Source organism: Pseudomonas sp. S4_EA_1b (assembly GCF_016307435.1).
GTDB lineage: Bacteria > Pseudomonadota > Gammaproteobacteria > Pseudomonadales > Pseudomonadaceae > Aquipseudomonas > Aquipseudomonas rhodesiae.
Map to the genome: position 1 here is coordinate 19,636 of NZ_JAEILC010000051.1, position 15,597 is coordinate 35,232.

Below are 15,597 nucleotides of genomic sequence, written 5' to 3' on the forward strand. Positions count from 1 at the left end.
GTAGCGCGTAGAGGCTTTGAAAATATGCCATCGAAACCGATGCCGTTTCAGCCATCCATGACCAGCAGTCCACAAATAGCAACATTTGCACGACCTAAATCGACGGTTTCACGCCAGTAACATCGCGCCTGGGCCAGTGCTTGGGTACAATTCCACGCTAATTTGATCGGTATCAGGAACACTTACATGATCGCTTGCCTGCGGCTGCTCTCCGCCCTCTGCCTCGCTGCCTTACTGGCCGCCTGCGCCAGCTCGCCCTCGTCCAGCCTTGGCGACCTTCCTCGGACTCCGGACGCCAGTATCGAGCAATTGCTCGAACAGGCCGCCACCGCCAAGACGCCAGAAAAGGCGGCATTACTGCGCTTGAGCGCGGCGGACATGGCCTATCACCAGAACAATCCCGGCCGCTCGTCGCAGATTCTTGCCCAAGTGCCCCTGGACGCTCTCAAACCGGCTGCACAAGTATTCGCCAGCACCCTGGCCGCCGAACTGGCCATGATCCGCAACCAGCCTAAGGCCGCGTTGACCGCTCTGAGCCACCCGAGCCTGCAGAACCTCAAGGACTTGCCGGCCGAACAGCAAATTCGCACTGGCACCGTGCATGCCCGTGCTTATGAGGCAGACGGCCAGACTCTGGCCGCCGCCCGCGAACGGGTCGCCATGGCGCCATTGCTGACTGGCGACGCAGCCCACAGCAACCATGAAGCGATCTGGGTCCTGATTGCCGCCGTGCCGGCCGACCAACTGCAAGCCAGCGGCAACCCGGTGCTCGACGGCTGGATCACCCTGGCGCAGTCGGTCAAGGCCGCCGGCACCCTGGAACAACAGCAGGCCGCTATCGATACCTGGCGCGCGCAGAACCCGAACCATCCGGCAGCGCTGCAATTGCCGACCCCACTGATCAAGCTCAAGGAGCTGGCCAGCCAACCCCTGAACAAGATCGCCGTGCTGTTGCCACAGGACGGCCCGCTGGCTTCTGTCGGCAAGGCGTTGCGCGAAGGCTTCATGGCGGCTCACTACCAGGCCGAACAGGCCGGGCAGAAACCGCCAGTGATCGAGTTCTACGACAGTTCCCGCATCACCTCCATCGACGACTTCTACGCCAAGGCCCAGGCCGCCGGCGTGCAACTGGTGGTCGGTCCGCTGGAGAAGCCACTGGTCAAACAGCTCAGCGCGCGCCCTCAATTGCCGATCACCACCTTGGCGCTGAACTACAGCGAAACCGATCAAGCGCCACCGCAGTTGTTCCAGTTTGGCCTGGCCGCCGAAGACGAAGCCCGCGAAGTCTCGCGTCGTGCCCGTGCTGATGGCCTGCACCGCGCTGCAGCCATGGTGCCGCGTGGCGAATGGGGTGAGCGGGTCTACAAAGCCTTCCGTCAGGATTGGGAAGCTCATGGCGGTACGGTGATGGGTGTGGAATACGTCGACCAGCCGGTCGCCCTGGCCCAGCAAATTGCCGACCTGTTCCAACTGCGTAAAAGCGAAGGCCGCGCCAAGAGCCTGCAAAACGCCGTTGGTACCGACGTGGCGGCACAACCTTCGCGTCGCCAGGACATCGAGTTCATCTTCCTGGCCGTAACCCCGCAACTGGCCCAACAGATTAAACCGACCCTGAACTTCCAGTACGCCGGCGACGTGCCCGTGTATGCAACGTCCCACGTATTCAGCGCCAGCGGCGACAAGAACCAATACCTGGACATGACCAACGTAATGTTCTGTGAAACCCCTTGGCTGCTCAACACCACCGACCCGCTGCGCAATCAAGTTGCAGCACAATGGCCACAAGCCAATGGCAGCCTCGGCCGTCTCTACGCGATGGGTGTGGATGCCTATCGTCTGGCGCCACGCCTGGGCCAGCTCAAGGCGCTCCCGGACACTCGGATTGACGGTCTCTCGGGCAACCTGGGAATCAGCGGCAACCAACGCGTAGATCGCCAGATGCCCTGGGCGAAGTTCGTCGGTGGTCAGATCCAGCGTCTGCCGGACACCCCGCGCTGATGCCCGAGCGGTCCCGTGCGCAAAGCGGCAAGGATGCCGAACTTCAAGCTCTGAACTACCTGCAACAACAGGGTCTGCGCCTTTTGGCGCAGAACTGGTTATGTAAACGCGGCGAGCTTGATCTGGTCATGCTTGACGGCGATACAGTAGTATTCGTCGAAGTCCGCTACAGAAAACACGCACAATGGGGTGGCGCGCTCGCCAGTATCGACGGGCGCAAGCGTCAGAAGCTAATACTCGCCGCGCAGTTTTTCCTGCAAGAAGAGCATCGCTGGGCCGACGCCCCCTGCCGTTTCGATGTGGTTGCCATAGAAAGCACACCGTCGGGTACCGCTGATCTGAACTGGCTCCCGAACGCCTTCGACAGCTGATTCGCCGGACATCTTCACCACACACTTTTGCTCTTTGCTTTGCGGGCTGCACATTCCTGTGCCAAACAGCCGCGCTACTTAAGGTCACACAGATGGACATGCAATCCCGAATTCGCCAGCTTTTCCAGGCCAGCATCGACACCAAGCAACAGGCGATGGACGTACTTGCACCGCACATCGAGCAAGCCAGTCAGGTCATGGTCAATGCCTTGCTCAACGAAGGCAAAATGCTTTCGTGCGGCAATGGCGGTTCGGCCGGCGACGCCCAGCACTTTTCCTCCGAGCTGCTCAACCGCTTCGAGCGCGAGCGGCCGAGCCTGCCGGCCATCGCCCTGACCACCGACTCGTCGACGATTACCTCGATCGCCAACGATTACAGCTACAACGAAATCTTCTCCAAGCAGATCCGCGCCCTGGGCCAACCGGGCGATGTGCTGCTGGCGATTTCCACCAGTGGCAACTCGGCGAATATTATTCAAGCGATCCAGGCCGCACATGATCGCGAAATGATTGTCGTAGCATTGACCGGACGCGATGGCGGCGGCATGGCCTCGTTGCTGCTGCCTGAAGATGTGGAGATCCGCGTTCCGGCCAATGTCACCGCACGTATCCAGGAAGTCCACCTGCTGGCGATCCACTGCCTGTGCGATCTGATCGACAGCCAACTGTTCGGGAGTGAAGAATGACCGTTAACCGCCTCAGCCTTTTGGCCATCACGCTGTGCCTCGCCATCAGCGGCTGCAGCACGGCAATCACCGCGACACGTGACACCCCCATCCAGGACGACAAGGGCACGCGCACCTTCGGCAGCAAGATCGACGATTCACTGATCGAAACCAAGGTCGAGGTCAACGTCGCCAAGGCCGCGCCGGACCTCGGCAATGGCGCCTCGCGCATCGTCGTCACCAGCTTTAATGGCGTGGTGCTGCTGGCTGGCCAGACACCTCGCGCCGACCTCAAGGCTCAGGCCGAACAAGCCGCCGCGGCCGTGCAGCGCGTGAAGAAGGTTCACAACGAATTGCAGGTGATGGACCCGATCACCCTGCTGGCGATTAGCAACGACGCGCTGCTGACGACCAAAATCAAGGCCCAGATGCTGACGGACAACGCCATCCCAGGCTCGCGCATCAAGGTTGTCACCGATAACGGCATCGTCTACCTGATGGGCTTGCTGACCCAGGCGGAAGCCACTCGCGCTGCCAACCTGGTGCAAGGCGTGTCCGGCGTACAGAAGATTGTGAAAGTGTTCGAGTACATCGACTGAAGTAAATGCCACCCACTAAAAAGGGCGCCGTGCATGGATTGCACGGCGCCCTTTTTTAATGCCTGCTGTTTATTGGTACTGCTGGTATGGATTGCCCTGGAACTGATTATTCTGCTGAGGAGCCTGCTGGCCCGGCTGACCGTATTGCTGGCCAGGGATCGGACCGAGGTTGACCTCCACGCGACGGTTCTGGGCACGGCCATTGACGTCGGCGTTACTGGCTATCGGGTTATCCGGGCCGGCACCGCGTGCGCTCAGGTTGGCCGGACTCACGCCTTGGGAGGTCAGGTAATTGGCCACGCTCTGAGCACGGCGTTGGGACAGGTCCATGTTCAGTTGGCGGCTGCCGGTGCTGTCGGTATAGCCCACAATCTGGATGGTGTTCTGATTGAACTGTTTGAGCGAGTTGGCCAGGTTGTTCAGCGGCTGGTAAAAACTGCTGGAGATCGCGTCGGAGTTAGTCGCGAAGGTGATGTTACCCGGCATGATCAATTTGATCTGATCACCCTGTCGCTGCACCTCAACCCCAGTATTGGCCATGCTTTCGCGCAGTTTCTTTTCCTGCTGGTCGGCGTAATAGCCATACCCGGCGGCGCCTGCACCTGCCACTACCGCGCCGATCAGCGCACCCTTGCCACGGTTGTTGTGGTCGATGGCAGCGCCCGCCAATGCCCCGGCCAGGGCACCCAGACCGCCGTATTTGGCGGTCTTGCTCATACCGCCGGATTCATTATTCGCCTGTCCCTGGCTGCTGCCGTCATAAGGATTAGGGGAAGCGCAGCCGGACAACAAGGCTACGGCGGTAGCGACAACAAGCAGACGACGCGGAGTGAACATGAAAGAAGCTCCTACTTTTGCATTCTGTGGTGCAAAGGACATTGGCAATGGACCTGTGCCGAGTTTGGAACGCGACAAACGGCAAAAATTCCATGACCGTTGCCGCGGCTGTAACAAAACATTGGTCACATTTGCCGCTATCAAAACCCTAGCAGACGCCTCCTGAATAGAACCTGCGTTTTCGCTGTAACGGTGCGCTCACTTACATCAGGCGCGAACAAACGGATTCTCGCGCATCTCATCCCCCAGCCGCGTGTCCGGCCCATGGCCGGTCACCACGGTGGCGCCCTCATCCAGGGTGTACAGGCGCTGCTTGATCGACCGCACGATGGTCGCCTGGTCGCCGCCCCAGAGGTCCGTGCGCCCCACGCCGCGCCGGAACAAAGTGTCCCCGGCAATCAGCAATTTGGCATCGGCGAACCAGAAACTCATCGAGCCCGGCGTATGCCCTGGGGTGTGCAAGGCCACACCGCAGGCGCAGGCCAGTTCTTCGTCATCGGCCAGCCAGCGGTCGGGCGACGGCACCGGGGTGTAGGGCACACCAAACATCTGACATTGCATCTCCAGGTTGTCCCACAAGAATTGGTCCTCCTTGTGCAGATGCAGGGTGGCACCGGTCTTCTCTTTCAATTGACCCGAAGCGAGGAAGTGATCGAGATGGGCGTGGGTATGAATGATGCTCACCACTTTCAGCCCCAGCGCATCGAGGCGCGCCAGGATCAGCTCATGATTGCCGCCGGGGTCGACCACGATGGCTTTTTTAGTGACGGGGTCGCCGATGATTGTGCAGTTGCACTGCAACGGGCCGACGGGGAAGGTTTCGCGGATGAGCGTGGGCGATGTGTTGTCCATGGGCAGTCTTCCAGTGCAAATCAATCAGTGTCTCAGGCGGGTAGCGCCGCAACAATCGCCCTATTAAAACAGACTGGAACGCTTCGCAGACCACTCCAAGTAAGCTCGCTTGATACCTAACCAATCAAGCGCAATTCCTGCGCCCGCGCCACCGCCTGGGTACGCCGCTCGACGCCCAATTTGCTATTGATATGGCTCGCATGGGTTTTGACCGTGTGCAGTGAAATGAACAGCCGGTTGCTGATGTCTTGGTTGGAACAGCCTTCGGCGATCAGCTGCAGGACCGCCAACTCACGCGCACTGAGAGCTTCATGGGCTGGCGCAGGCTGCACCGTCACTGACTTGGGCAGCAAGGCCAGCAAGCTTTGACTCAGCAAGCCATGAGGGTCCTGGGCCAGTTGTTCGCGCATCCAATCCGGGTGGGCGTCCAGCAGACGCTGAAAAGGTTGCAGCGCGCCGCCCGCTCCCGCCTCCAGTGCCCGAGCCAGAATCGGACGCGCCTTGGTTTCCTGGCCTCCCTCAAGCAGCAACTGTGTCTGTTGAGTCAAGGCCATCAGGGCGATCATCTGGCGACCGCTGTCGTGGGCTTGCTGAGCCAGTTCTTCCAAGCGCTGCAAAGCCGCGCCGCGCTGATGGCGTGTGGCGTCGAGGGCCGCTTGTTGCAGGCCGATATGCTGCGGCAGGTGCGGGTGGAATTCCGGCGCGGCGGCGGCGTGCTCGCCGTTGTAGGTTTGCTCCAACCGTGCCAGCCAGGCTTCTGCCAGATCGGTGCGGCCCTGGGCCAGCCACAATTCGCACTTGATCAGAGTGATCATGGCCAGGTAGTAGATCGGCGGCACGTCCCAGATATGCATCAAGCGTTCGGCTTCGGCGAGTTCGGCGAACGCCAAAGGGAACTCACCGCGCCGCCCTTCGAAACTGGCGATCACGCAATGCCCGATCAACACACTGATATCGCGACAGGCACGGGCTTCAGCCAGTCCAGCGCGCAGGCGAACCATGCCGGCTTCGGGCTGAAACCGCACCAGCAGCAAGTAACCTTCATACAGCGAGAGGCGAGCCCGTACCGCATACAGCCGTTGAGGCGCCAGACCGTGCAGGCGCTGCAGGCCCTGGCGCACTTCGTCGAGGGAACGCAGAATTTCGCCCCGCGCTTGCAGGACCCGCGCGCGATCATAGTGGGCCAAGGCCTCGAACAGCGGGTTGCCGACGCGCTGCGCCAGCTCCAGCGACTCGCGATTCAAACCGCGGGCACGCCATAAATCGGCGTCAGCAATCGCCAGATTGGACAGGGTCGACAGGCACATCAGTCGCTGGCCGTAACGGCGCTGCGGCAAGCTGTCCAAGGCCTCGCTGCAATAGCGCTGGGTACGCTCGCGATCGCCGCGACCACGAGCAATGATGCCGCTGAGCGCCAGCCACTGCGCCAGCATGGATTTTTGCGCAGTGGCCGAGGGTGCCGGCAGAAACCGACTGAGATAGCTGGACAATTCTTCTGCCGCATCCAACTGACAGGCCAGCCCCAATGCCCAGCTGTAGAGCACGATCAAGCGGGGAGTGCTGATCAGCAAGCTATCGGGCAAGTCCATTTTCCAACGCAGCAACATACCGACATTCTGCTCGGCCAGCAGTTGTTCTTCGGACAGGTTTTGCACCAGGTTCGCCGCCACATCCAGATGGCCGGCGCGCAACGCCTGTTCCACCGCCTCGTCGATCAAACCCTGGGCGTTGAACCAACGACAGGCGCGCAGGTGCAGGCTGGCGGCCGGCAGCACGGGGCTGCTTTCGCGCCGGCTGCGCAGCAGGTCGGAGAACAAATGGTGATAACGGAACCAAACGCCCTGCTCGTCCAGCGGCACCAGAAACACTTGGTGAGATTGCAGGTAACGCAGGATCTCCGCGCTGTCATGGGCTTCGCGCACGGCGTCGCACAGGTCACTGCAAAAGCGCTCCTGGGGCGCGGTGTCGAACAGAAACGCCTGCACCTCGGCCGGTAGGCAATCGATCACCTCTTCCAGCAGGTAATCACGGATCAACCCTTCGCCACCGTGCAGGCTCTGGGGCAAGGCACTCTCGTTGCCGGCTTCGGAGGCCGCCAGCAACCAGAAACGCAAACCGGCCACCCAGCCTTCGCTACGACGGATCAAGTTATCGAGGGCTTCGCCGCGCAATGAGTTGCTATGGCGATCCAGCACCGCCAGGGATTCGGCATGGGTCAGGCGCAGGTCGTGCTCGTTCAGTTCCAGCAAATGCCGCGACAGCCGCAGGCGCGCCAGATGCCAGTCCGGGCGCTGGCGGCTAGTCACCAGCACTACCAGGCCATCGGGCAAGTGGTTAAGGAAAAATTGCAAACAACGATCCAGCACCGGCCCCTGGGCCAAGTGATAGTCGTCCAGCACCAGTAACAGCGGCGCGCGGGCGGACAGGTGTTGGGCCAACTCATCGAGCAGGCCGTCGAGCCACTCCTCAAAGGCAAAAGGCTGGTGACGCTGACGCATTTTCAGCAGGCCTAGGGACTGGGCGCCGAGTGAAGAGAAATACTGTTGCAGGCCTTCGAGCAGGCGCTCGAGGAAACGACCGGGGTCGCTGTCCCGCGGGCTCAAGCCCAGCCACAGGCTTTGCCAATGCGCCGGCAGGCTTTGACAGAACTCAATCGCAAGGGAGCTCTTACCGAACCCTGCCGGCGCACTGACCAGCAACAACCGCCCCTGCAATCCGGCACTCAGCCGTTCACACAGGCGCGGTCGCAGCACATAGCCGTCAGGCAGTGGCGGCCGGTAAAAGCGAGCTTCCAGTGACGGGATCACCGCACTGGCAGGCCCTTGGATTCGGGACAGATCAGTCATCGCCGGGCTCTTATTGAAGGCTATTGTCGGCATTGCAGATGTCCGCAGACTAGCGGTAAAAGCCGCCGCTTTGTAGATCTTTGCAACAATTGCCTGAAAAAGAACTGCGACAAAAAATATCGCGATAGGCAAAAAGCGGGAGGGAGCTTGCTCCCGATAACGCGGTAACAGTCAACGTAAATGCCGACTGTTATCCCGCTATCGGGGGCAAGCCCCCTCCCACCCTTTGATCGAGCTTTGCCAAATTATCATTCAATCTGGAATGCATCCCATGTGGGAGGGGGCCAGCCCCTCACACATTGGGTCGTGCAACCTAGCGCACACCATCCTGACGCAGGGCTGCCGGGGTGAATTCGCTAGTGGAGGCGGTGAAGCCGAAATCGTAGGCCTGTTTCTCTTCGTTCTTCATGCCCAGCGCCAGGTAGCGGCCGGATTGCAGGTCGTAGAGGGTTTCCAGGGCGTACCACGGCACTTGCTTGTCGTAGTAGTTCTCGGCATGAGCCTCGGCGACACGCCACAGTTGGCCACGGCCGTCGTAGTGGTCGATCACCGCCGCTTGCCAGGTGTCTTCGTCGATGTAGAAGTCACGCTTGGCGTAAATGTGGCGCTGGCCTTCCTTCAAGGTGGCGACCACATGCCAGACGCGGCGCAGCTCGTAACGCGCCAGGTCCTGGTTAATGTGACCGGCCTTGATGATGTCGGCGTACTTGAGCTTAGGGTCGTCGATCTTGTAGCTGTTGGAGGCAATGTAGATTTCTTTCTTGCCCTCCAGCTTCCAGTCGTAGCGATCCGGCGCGCCGTTGTACATGTCGAGGTTGTCGGAGGTACGCAGACCGTCGGCAGCGGTGCCCGGGCCGTCATAGGACACTTGCGGCGCCCGGCGCACACGGCGCTGGCCGGCGTTGTAGACCCATGCCGAACGCGGCTCCTTCACCTGGTCCAGGGTTTCGTGCACCAGCAGCACACCACCGGCCAGGCGTGCCGGCGCGGTCACTTGCTGCTTGAAGTAGAACAGTACGTTGCCCGGGTTCTTCGGATCGAAGTCCTTCATTTTGTCGCGGAACACGAACTGGTCGCGGAAGTACACCAGGCTGTAGGAACCGTTGGTTTGCGGGGTAGCCTGGGTAACCAGACGCGTCACGCTGCCGCCGCGATAGCGGGTGATGTGGTTCCAGATCACCTCAACGCCGCTTTTCGGAATCGGGAATGGCACCGCGGTTTCGAAGTTCTCCAGGCCGTTGCCACCGGACACCAGGTTGGTGGTGGTGGCGTTCTTCTTGATCGAGGCAAACACCTCGGCCGGCACGGTAGCGCCGCGATGGGTCGGGTAGACCGGCATCTTGAAGGTTTCCGGGTAGCGCTTGAACATCGCGTACTGCCCCGGCGCCAGTTTGTCTTTGTACTGCTCGACATTGGCTGCGGTGATGGTGAACTGCGGTTGCTCACTGGCGTACGGGTTGGCAAGGAAACCACGGGCATCCACAGCGCCGGCGTTGGTCGGCATCGGCGACCATTTCGGGATAGTGCCGGCAGCGTTACCGGCCATCTCGGCACCCATCGGCGTCAGGGTGGTACCCAGCTTGGCAGCTTCATCTGCCGAGACCGCCGCCATAACGTTGCTCGCCAGGATCGACAGCCCCAGCACACCTACGTGCAACAGACTTTTAGTTATTTTCATATTCCGGTCTTCCTGAAATTCAGTGTGCTTAGAAGTTCGCGCCGACGCTCAGGGCGACAAAATCACGGTCATCCACGGTGCTGAACTTGCCGCCGAAGAAGTTGGTGTAGGCCAGGCTTGCGGTGTAGGTGTTCTGGTATTCGGCATCCAGCCCCAGGCTGACCGCTTTGCGACCTTCCTCGAAGTTACCGCCAGGGCCTGGCGAGTAGCCCTTCACGTCGTGGGACCACGCCACGTTAGGCTTGAGGTTCACACCGGCGAACACATCCGGGTATTCCCAGATGGCGCGAGCGCGATAGCCCCAGGAGGTGGCGGTGGTGAAGCCATCGTTGTTGCAATTGGTGTTCAAGCCTGAGGCATTGGGCAAGCCAGCGCCATTGGCGGTGGACAGGTTAAGCCTGTCGCAGAAGCCACCTGGCAAGGTGCCAGGGCCGAATACCGGGTCACGGCCATAACGGGCTTGGGACTTGCTTTCCAGGCCGCCCACATGGGTCACACCGATTTCACCGACGGTGGTCAAGCGACTCGCGCCCATCACTTGGTCGAAGAAGTGCGTGAAGGTGGTCTGGAACTGGGTCACTTCCTTGCGGTTGTAACCGTGCAGGTCCTGACCAGGGGTGCCTTTGAGTACGGAGGCGTTGCCAAAGCCTGGGATCGGCGTCACGCCGGCGAAGAGGATATCGGTGGTGCTCAACTGCACCGGTGCGTTGGGACGGTAGCTCAGTTCACCACTCCATGCGGTGCCTGTCGGCAACGTGGTGGAGAAGCTCAAACCGTAGAGGCGGATATCTTCCGGGTACTCAACAAAGTAATTGGAGTTACCGGCAACGACCAGTGGACGCAAGGCGCCAAGCGGCCCCAGCGGACGGGTGTAGGCCGACGACGGCGCACCCTGTGCACTGAAAATCGGCGCACGGCTGTGGTAGTTCATGAAGTACGCGCCGAACTCGGTATCCAGCGGTTCGAAGTTGTAGTGCATCGCCACGCCGAACTGTCCGCTGTCGCGAGCATCACGGTCGGGGCCACGACGGACCAGTACGCCTTCGTTGTTAACGTCCACACCCAAGGCAGTCAAGGTCGGCAAGGCTGCGCCCGGGATGGTCGAACGCTTGTTCAGCACCCGCAGGTTATTGCTGCAGCCATCGGAAATCACATCCGGCTGCGAGAAGAACGTGCCGCAGTTATCAGTAACGGTCTGGTCCCATTCCAGCTGGTAAAACGCTTCGGCCGAGAGGTTATCGGTCAGGGTTTGCGATACGTAGAACATGTTGACCGGAATCAAGCCTTCCTTGATCTCGGCACCCGGACGACGGAACGCAGACACATCGATCGGGTTGATAGAGTTGATGCCGCCGCCGATAAAGGTGCTTTCGCCCCAGCTCACTACCTGCTTACCGAAGCGCACGCTGCCCGGCTGATCGGCAATCGCATAGTTGTGATAAACGAAGGCGTCGAGAATCTGCCCGCCGGAAGACTTGGCCCCTTCCTTGCGATTGTTGTCGCTGATGTCCTTGAACTCACGGCTTTCATCCTTGAGTTCGAAGTCGTACCAGTATTTGCCCCGCACGAATACGCCGGTGTCGCCGTACTTCAGCTCCAGGTCGTGGATACCCTTGAAGATCTTGGAGAAGGTCTCGCCGCGCTTGAAGTTCAGGTGGCCGTCATCGGACGTCTGGGACAAGCCCCGACCGCCGTTGTTGGCGCCGATCAAGTCCTGGTTGGGCTTGGCTGTCGACCAACTCGCCCCCACGGAAAGCGACGAGTCAAAATTCCCTTCGATTTCACCGATATTGAAGCTGACGCCGAATGCGGGCCCGGCGAGCGTAGAGGCGAGGCTGACGGCCAGAGGCAATTTTGCCCGGCGCCAGAACTGGTTTACTGAGGTCATCGACGCTACTCCATGTGCATTATTGTTATGGCAGTGAGTTCTAGATGATGCGTGTAACAGCCGGAATACAACGATTCCAATGCTGCCTGGCAACTGAACCTCCATGGCCCGAAGCGGTGCATCCTTGAAAAACTCTGAGTGGGACTATAGCCAGCAGGGGGTAGGGCTTGATCCCTCTAAAGTGTGATTTGCATCACCGAGCCGTCTGCCACAGTCCTTTCGCCATGTCGGCGGGGGCCGACGCGGGAAGGATGGCTGAAAATCGGCAAATCACAAGTGAAGGCGCGAGATAGAGCATCGCCGTGCCACAAGGGCACGGCAAATCAGCTCAGAGGGTGGACAGGAACGTGCTGTTATTGGCCTGCCATTCAATGATGTCAATGCGGATACGTTTCTTGTCGAGCTTACCGACACTGGTCTTGGGAATTTCCGTAACAACGGCGATCTGACTCGGAATCGCCCACTTGCTCAAATGGCCCAATTCCACGAACGGTTTGAGGTGTTCCTTCAGCTCGCGGGCGCCAATTGCATGGCCGTCGCGCACCACCACCAAGGCAAACGGGCGCTCGCCCCACTGCGGGTCGGCGACGCCTACCACCGCTACTTCGCGTACCGCCGGGTGACGGCTGACCAGGTCTTCGAGGGCCAGGGACGAGACCCACTCACCGCCGGTCTTGATCACATCCTTGATGCGGTCGCGGATATCGATCACACCAAAGGCGTCCAGCGTGGCCACATCCCCGGTGTGCATCCAGCCGCCCGCCCACAACTCGGCGCCCTTCTGCGGCTCTTTGAAATATCCCTCGGTCAGCCAGGGCGCGCGCAGCACAAGTTCGCCCTGGGATTCGCCATCGGCCGGCAGGAAACGACCCTCGGCGTCGATGATCGCCGCCTCCACCAACGGCCCCGGCACGCCAGCCTTGATGCGGTAGGTAATGCGCTCGTCTTCGCTGCCGGCCAGCAGTTCTTCGTTGAGATGCGCACAGGACACCAGCGGTCCGGTCTCGGACATGCCGTACGCAGCGGTGAGTTGAATCCCACGGGCCTTGGAAGCTTCATACAGCGAACGATTCAGCGCACTGCCACCGATGACGATTTTCCAACCGGCAAAATCCACCCCCTGAGCGGCCTTGGCGTTGAGCACCATCTGCAGGATGGTCGGCACGCAATGGGAGAACGTGACCTTTTCCTTGCGCCACAGCTCCACCAGCAATTCCGGGTCGTAGCGGCCAGGGTAGACCTGCTTGAGACCGAGCATGGTAGCCACATACGGCAAGCCCCAGGCATGCACGTGAAACATCGGCGTGATCGGCATGTACACGTCGTTGGTGCCCAGCAATCGTACGCTGTCGACGCTGCCCATGATGGTCGCCACGCCAATGGTGTGCAGCACCAGTTGGCGATGGGTGAAGTACACGCCCTTGGGGTTACCGGTGGTGCCAGTGGTGTAGAACGTGGTGGCGACCGAGTGCTCGTCGAAATCCTGGAAGTCGTACTGAGGGCTGGCGGCGGCCAGCAGGGTTTCATACTCGCCCACCAGGTCAGGCAGATCGGAGGTTTTGGCTTCGCCGTCGGTGAGCAGCAGGGTCTTGTCCACGGTGGTGAGCTGCCCGGCGATGGCTTGATAGAGCCCGACAAACTCACTGTTGACCAGCACGAAGCGGTCTTCGGCGTGGTTCATGGTGTACAAGATCTGTTCCGGCGACAGGCGCACGTTGATGGTGTGGATCACCGCGCCGATCATCGGGATGGCGAACATGCATTCCAGATAGCGATGGCTGTCCCAATCCATCACCGCCACCGTGTCACCGGCCTTCACACCGGCCTCGGTCAACACATTGGCCAGGCGCGCGACGCGTTCGATCAAGGTGGGGTAGGTGTAACGCAATTTGTCACGGTAGACGATTTCCCGGGTCTTCTCGTAACGGGTGCCGGACATCAGCAGGCGCTTGATCAACAGTGGGTATTGGTACGCACCTTCGGCGGGTGGGATAACACGGGTCTGCAACATACGAATCCCTTTTATGACTGCACGGTCTTGGCTTGAAGACCTGCACTGTAGAGACGTTATGTGTGCGCTAAATCAGCCAAAGGAATGATTTGCAGACCTCAGCAAATGCTAGCTTTGCGCCAGCATTTGCACCGATTACTGGTCATGCGCACCGGGTGGGCCAATGTTATTTCATGCTGGTAAACGCCAGCTTCACACCTATGGCAATCAATACCGCGCCCATGGTCCGGTCGAACCAATGCCCCATCCGCGCAAACCCGGCGCGCACGCGTTGCTGGCTGAACAGCATCGCCACCAGGCAGAACCACAGCGCCGTCGCCACCGCCAGGTACACGCCGTAACCGGCCTGGACCGCCAGCGGCGTGTGTGGATTGATCACCACGGTGAACAACGAGAGGAAGAACAATGTGGCCTTGGGGTTCAAGCCATTGGTCACGAAACCGGCGGTGAAGGCGCCGCGCGGGGTGCGTTCACCGGCTTCGCGGTGCAGCTCTCCCTCGGCGGCGGGTTTGGCCGGCTGGGCGCGCAGGGCTTTAAAGCCGATGTACAGCAAGTAAGCAGCCGCGGCCCACTTGAGGGCGTTGAACAGCACGATGGACTGGGACACGATCAGCCCGATACCCAGCAACGAATAGCCCACATGCAGGAAAATCGCCGAACCCACGCCCAGCGCGGTCCAGGTGCCGGCGCGGCGGCCGTGGGTCACGCTCTCACGCACCACCACGGCGAAGTCCGGTCCAGGACTGGCCACCGCCAACAAGTGAATCAAGGCTACGGTCAAAAACTCGGCGAGGTACATGCTCACTCCATTAAGTAACTGATTATTTCATCTGATAGGCTCGGCAGATTACGCCTTCGAACTCTGTCGCAAAAGGTACAGTTGATGACTGACAATCGCCGCGCCGTCTTCCTTGATCACCCTTCCCTGGACTTGGGGGACCTCGACCTCAGCGAATTGCGAGACAGCTTCACAGAGTTGCAGCTGTTTTCGGACACGACGCCGCAAAATGTATTGGAACGCCTGCAAGGTGCCCAAGTGGCCATCAGCAACAAGATCGTGCTCAACGCACAAACCCTGGCGGCTTGCCCCGATCTCAGATTGATCCTGGTGTCGGCCACCGGTACCAACAACATTGATCTGGCCGCCGCCCGCACCCAGGGCATCACAGTGAGCAACTGCCAGGGCTACGGCACGCCATCGGTGGCGCAGCACACGATTATGCTGCTGCTCAACCTGGCGACGCGGCTGAAGGACTATCAGCAGGATGTAGCCGCCGGCAAATGGCAACAGGCCAAGCAATTCTGCCTGCTGGATCATCCGATCATCGAATTGGAGGGCAAAACCCTCGGTCTGCTTGGCCACGGTGAATTGGGCAGCGCCGTGGCGCGTCTGGCCGAAGCCTTTGGCATGCGCGTGGTGCTGGGCGCGATTCCGGGGCGCCCTGCCCGGGCCGACCGCGTGCCGTTGGATGAACTGCTGCCCCAGGTCGACGCGCTGACCTTGCACTGCCCGCTCAACGAGCACACCCGCCATTTGATCGGCGCCCGCGAACTGGCGCTGCTCAAGCCCGGCGCGCTGGTGGTCAACACCGCGCGCGGCGGCTTGATCGACGAGCAAGCCCTGGCCCATGGGTTGCGCAGCGGCCATCTGGGCGGCGCGGCTACCGACGTGTTGAGCGTGGAGCCGCCGGTCGACGGTAATCCGCTGCTGGCCGATGATATTCCGCGCTTGATCGTCACCCCACACAATGCCTGGGGCAGCCGCGAAGCGCGCCAGCGTATCGTCGGTCAACTGGTGGAAAACGCCCGTGGCTTTTTCAGCGGCACCCCGCTGCGGGTTGTGAGTTGATAA

General features: G+C 60.5%; 13 protein-coding genes. 6 read left to right on the forward strand and 7 right to left on the reverse strand.

Features of this window, described 5'->3' with window-relative positions; translation table 11 throughout:
• The first annotated feature begins 186 nt into the window (after positions 1 to 186).
• From YA0848_RS17755 to YA0848_RS17770, 4 genes are all read left to right on the forward strand, one after another.
• The gene (locus tag YA0848_RS17755) at positions 187 to 1,998 is read left to right on the forward strand and encodes a penicillin-binding protein activator (RefSeq protein ID WP_169902796.1); all 1,812 of its coding nucleotides are present in this window, start codon (positions 187 to 189) and stop codon (positions 1,996 to 1,998) included.
• The gene (locus tag YA0848_RS17760; protein WP_034111801.1) at positions 1,998 to 2,369 is read left to right on the forward strand and encodes a YraN family protein; all 372 of its coding nucleotides are present in this window, start codon (positions 1,998 to 2,000) and stop codon (positions 2,367 to 2,369) included. The genes YA0848_RS17755 and YA0848_RS17760 overlap by 1 nt, the downstream gene beginning before the upstream one ends.
• A 92-nt stretch (positions 2,370 to 2,461) precedes the next feature.
• A complete protein-coding gene (locus tag YA0848_RS17765) occupies positions 2,462 to 3,055 on the forward strand; it encodes a phosphoheptose isomerase (protein WP_007904374.1) in 594 nt (197 codons plus the stop codon).
• Complete coding sequence (locus YA0848_RS17770) at positions 3,052 to 3,633, forward strand: BON domain-containing protein (protein WP_012722284.1); 582 nt, start codon at positions 3,052 to 3,054, stop codon at positions 3,631 to 3,633. The genes YA0848_RS17765 and YA0848_RS17770 overlap by 4 nt, the downstream gene beginning before the upstream one ends.
• 69 nt (positions 3,634 to 3,702) lie before the next feature.
• Here YA0848_RS17770 and YA0848_RS17775 read toward each other — a convergent pair whose 3' ends face one another.
• Positions 3,703 to 4,470, reverse strand: coding sequence for an OmpA family protein (locus YA0848_RS17775; protein ID WP_034095952.1), 768 nt, complete (start codon positions 4,468 to 4,470; stop codon positions 3,703 to 3,705).
• Between YA0848_RS17775 and YA0848_RS17780 the strand changes: the two genes are divergently transcribed.
• Positions 4,469 to 4,636, forward strand: coding sequence for a hypothetical protein (locus YA0848_RS17780; protein ID WP_156796371.1), 168 nt, complete (start codon positions 4,469 to 4,471; stop codon positions 4,634 to 4,636). The genes YA0848_RS17775 and YA0848_RS17780 overlap by 2 nt on opposite strands.
• A gap of 41 nt (positions 4,637 to 4,677) precedes the next feature.
• On the opposite strand, the gene YA0848_RS17785 is transcribed toward YA0848_RS17780, so the two are convergent.
• The 6 genes from YA0848_RS17785 to YA0848_RS17810 all read right to left on the reverse strand — a co-directional run bounded on the left by YA0848_RS17785 (position 4,678) and on the right by YA0848_RS17810 (position 14,544).
• A complete protein-coding gene (locus YA0848_RS17785; RefSeq protein ID WP_034095951.1) occupies positions 4,678 to 5,322 on the reverse strand; it encodes an MBL fold metallo-hydrolase in 645 nt (214 codons plus the stop codon).
• A gap of 116 nt (positions 5,323 to 5,438) precedes the next feature.
• Entirely contained in the window at positions 5,439 to 8,168 is a 2,730-nt protein-coding gene (locus YA0848_RS17790) for a LuxR C-terminal-related transcriptional regulator (protein ID WP_034095950.1), read from the reverse strand.
• A gap of 313 nt (positions 8,169 to 8,481) precedes the next feature.
• The gene (locus tag YA0848_RS17795; protein ID WP_034111795.1) at positions 8,482 to 9,846 is read right to left on the reverse strand and encodes a DUF1329 domain-containing protein; all 1,365 of its coding nucleotides are present in this window, start codon (positions 9,844 to 9,846) and stop codon (positions 8,482 to 8,484) included.
• 28 nt (positions 9,847 to 9,874) lie between these two features.
• A complete protein-coding gene (locus tag YA0848_RS17800; protein ID WP_169902797.1) occupies positions 9,875 to 11,734 on the reverse strand; it encodes a DUF1302 domain-containing protein in 1,860 nt (619 codons plus the stop codon).
• Positions 11,735 to 12,062: 328 nt separating this feature from the next.
• Positions 12,063 to 13,745, reverse strand: a complete 1,683-nt coding sequence (locus tag YA0848_RS17805) for a fatty acid--CoA ligase (RefSeq protein WP_169902798.1) — start codon at positions 13,743 to 13,745, stop codon at positions 12,063 to 12,065.
• A gap of 166 nt (positions 13,746 to 13,911) precedes the next feature.
• Positions 13,912 to 14,544 carry a LysE family translocator gene (locus tag YA0848_RS17810; RefSeq protein ID WP_034095946.1) on the reverse strand — a complete coding sequence of 211 codons (633 nt, stop codon included), beginning with the start codon at positions 14,542 to 14,544 and terminating at the stop codon, positions 13,912 to 13,914.
• Between the two features lie 84 nt (positions 14,545 to 14,628).
• Here YA0848_RS17810 and YA0848_RS17815 point away from each other — a divergent pair, with 84 nt between their 5' ends.
• Entirely contained in the window at positions 14,629 to 15,594 is a 966-nt protein-coding gene (locus YA0848_RS17815; protein ID WP_169902799.1) for a 2-hydroxyacid dehydrogenase, read from the forward strand.
• The last annotated feature ends 3 nt before the right edge of the window (positions 15,595 to 15,597 follow it).

Bases quoted from the DNA above. Each gene is read 5' to 3' on its own strand.
- YA0848_RS17755 (WP_169902796.1), top strand. From the start codon at position 187: ATGATCGCTTGCCTGCGGCTGCTCTCCGCCCTCTGCCTCGCTGCCTTA.
- YA0848_RS17765 (WP_007904374.1), top strand. From the start codon at position 2,462: ATGGACATGCAATCCCGAATTCGCCAGCTTTTCCAGGCCAGCATCGAC.
- YA0848_RS17805 (WP_169902798.1), bottom strand. From the start codon at position 13,745: ATGTTGCAGACCCGTGTTATCCCACCCGCCGAAGGTGCGTACCAATAC.
- YA0848_RS17770 (WP_012722284.1), top strand. From the start codon at position 3,052: ATGACCGTTAACCGCCTCAGCCTTTTGGCCATCACGCTGTGCCTCGCC.
- YA0848_RS17800 (WP_169902797.1), bottom strand. From the start codon at position 11,734: ATGACCTCAGTAAACCAGTTCTGGCGCCGGGCAAAATTGCCTCTGGCC.
- YA0848_RS17785 (WP_034095951.1), bottom strand. From the start codon at position 5,322: ATGGACAACACATCGCCCACGCTCATCCGCGAAACCTTCCCCGTCGGC.
- YA0848_RS17780 (WP_156796371.1), top strand. From the start codon at position 4,469: ATGAAAGAAGCTCCTACTTTTGCATTCTGTGGTGCAAAGGACATTGGC.
- YA0848_RS17795 (WP_034111795.1), bottom strand. From the start codon at position 9,846: ATGAAAATAACTAAAAGTCTGTTGCACGTAGGTGTGCTGGGGCTGTCG.
- YA0848_RS17790 (WP_034095950.1), bottom strand. From the start codon at position 8,168: ATGACTGATCTGTCCCGAATCCAAGGGCCTGCCAGTGCGGTGATCCCG.
- YA0848_RS17810 (WP_034095946.1), bottom strand. From the start codon at position 14,544: ATGTACCTCGCCGAGTTTTTGACCGTAGCCTTGATTCACTTGTTGGCG.
- YA0848_RS17815 (WP_169902799.1), top strand. From the start codon at position 14,629: ATGACTGACAATCGCCGCGCCGTCTTCCTTGATCACCCTTCCCTGGAC.
- YA0848_RS17775 (WP_034095952.1), bottom strand. From the start codon at position 4,470: ATGTTCACTCCGCGTCGTCTGCTTGTTGTCGCTACCGCCGTAGCCTTG.
- YA0848_RS17760 (WP_034111801.1), top strand. From the start codon at position 1,998: ATGCCCGAGCGGTCCCGTGCGCAAAGCGGCAAGGATGCCGAACTTCAA.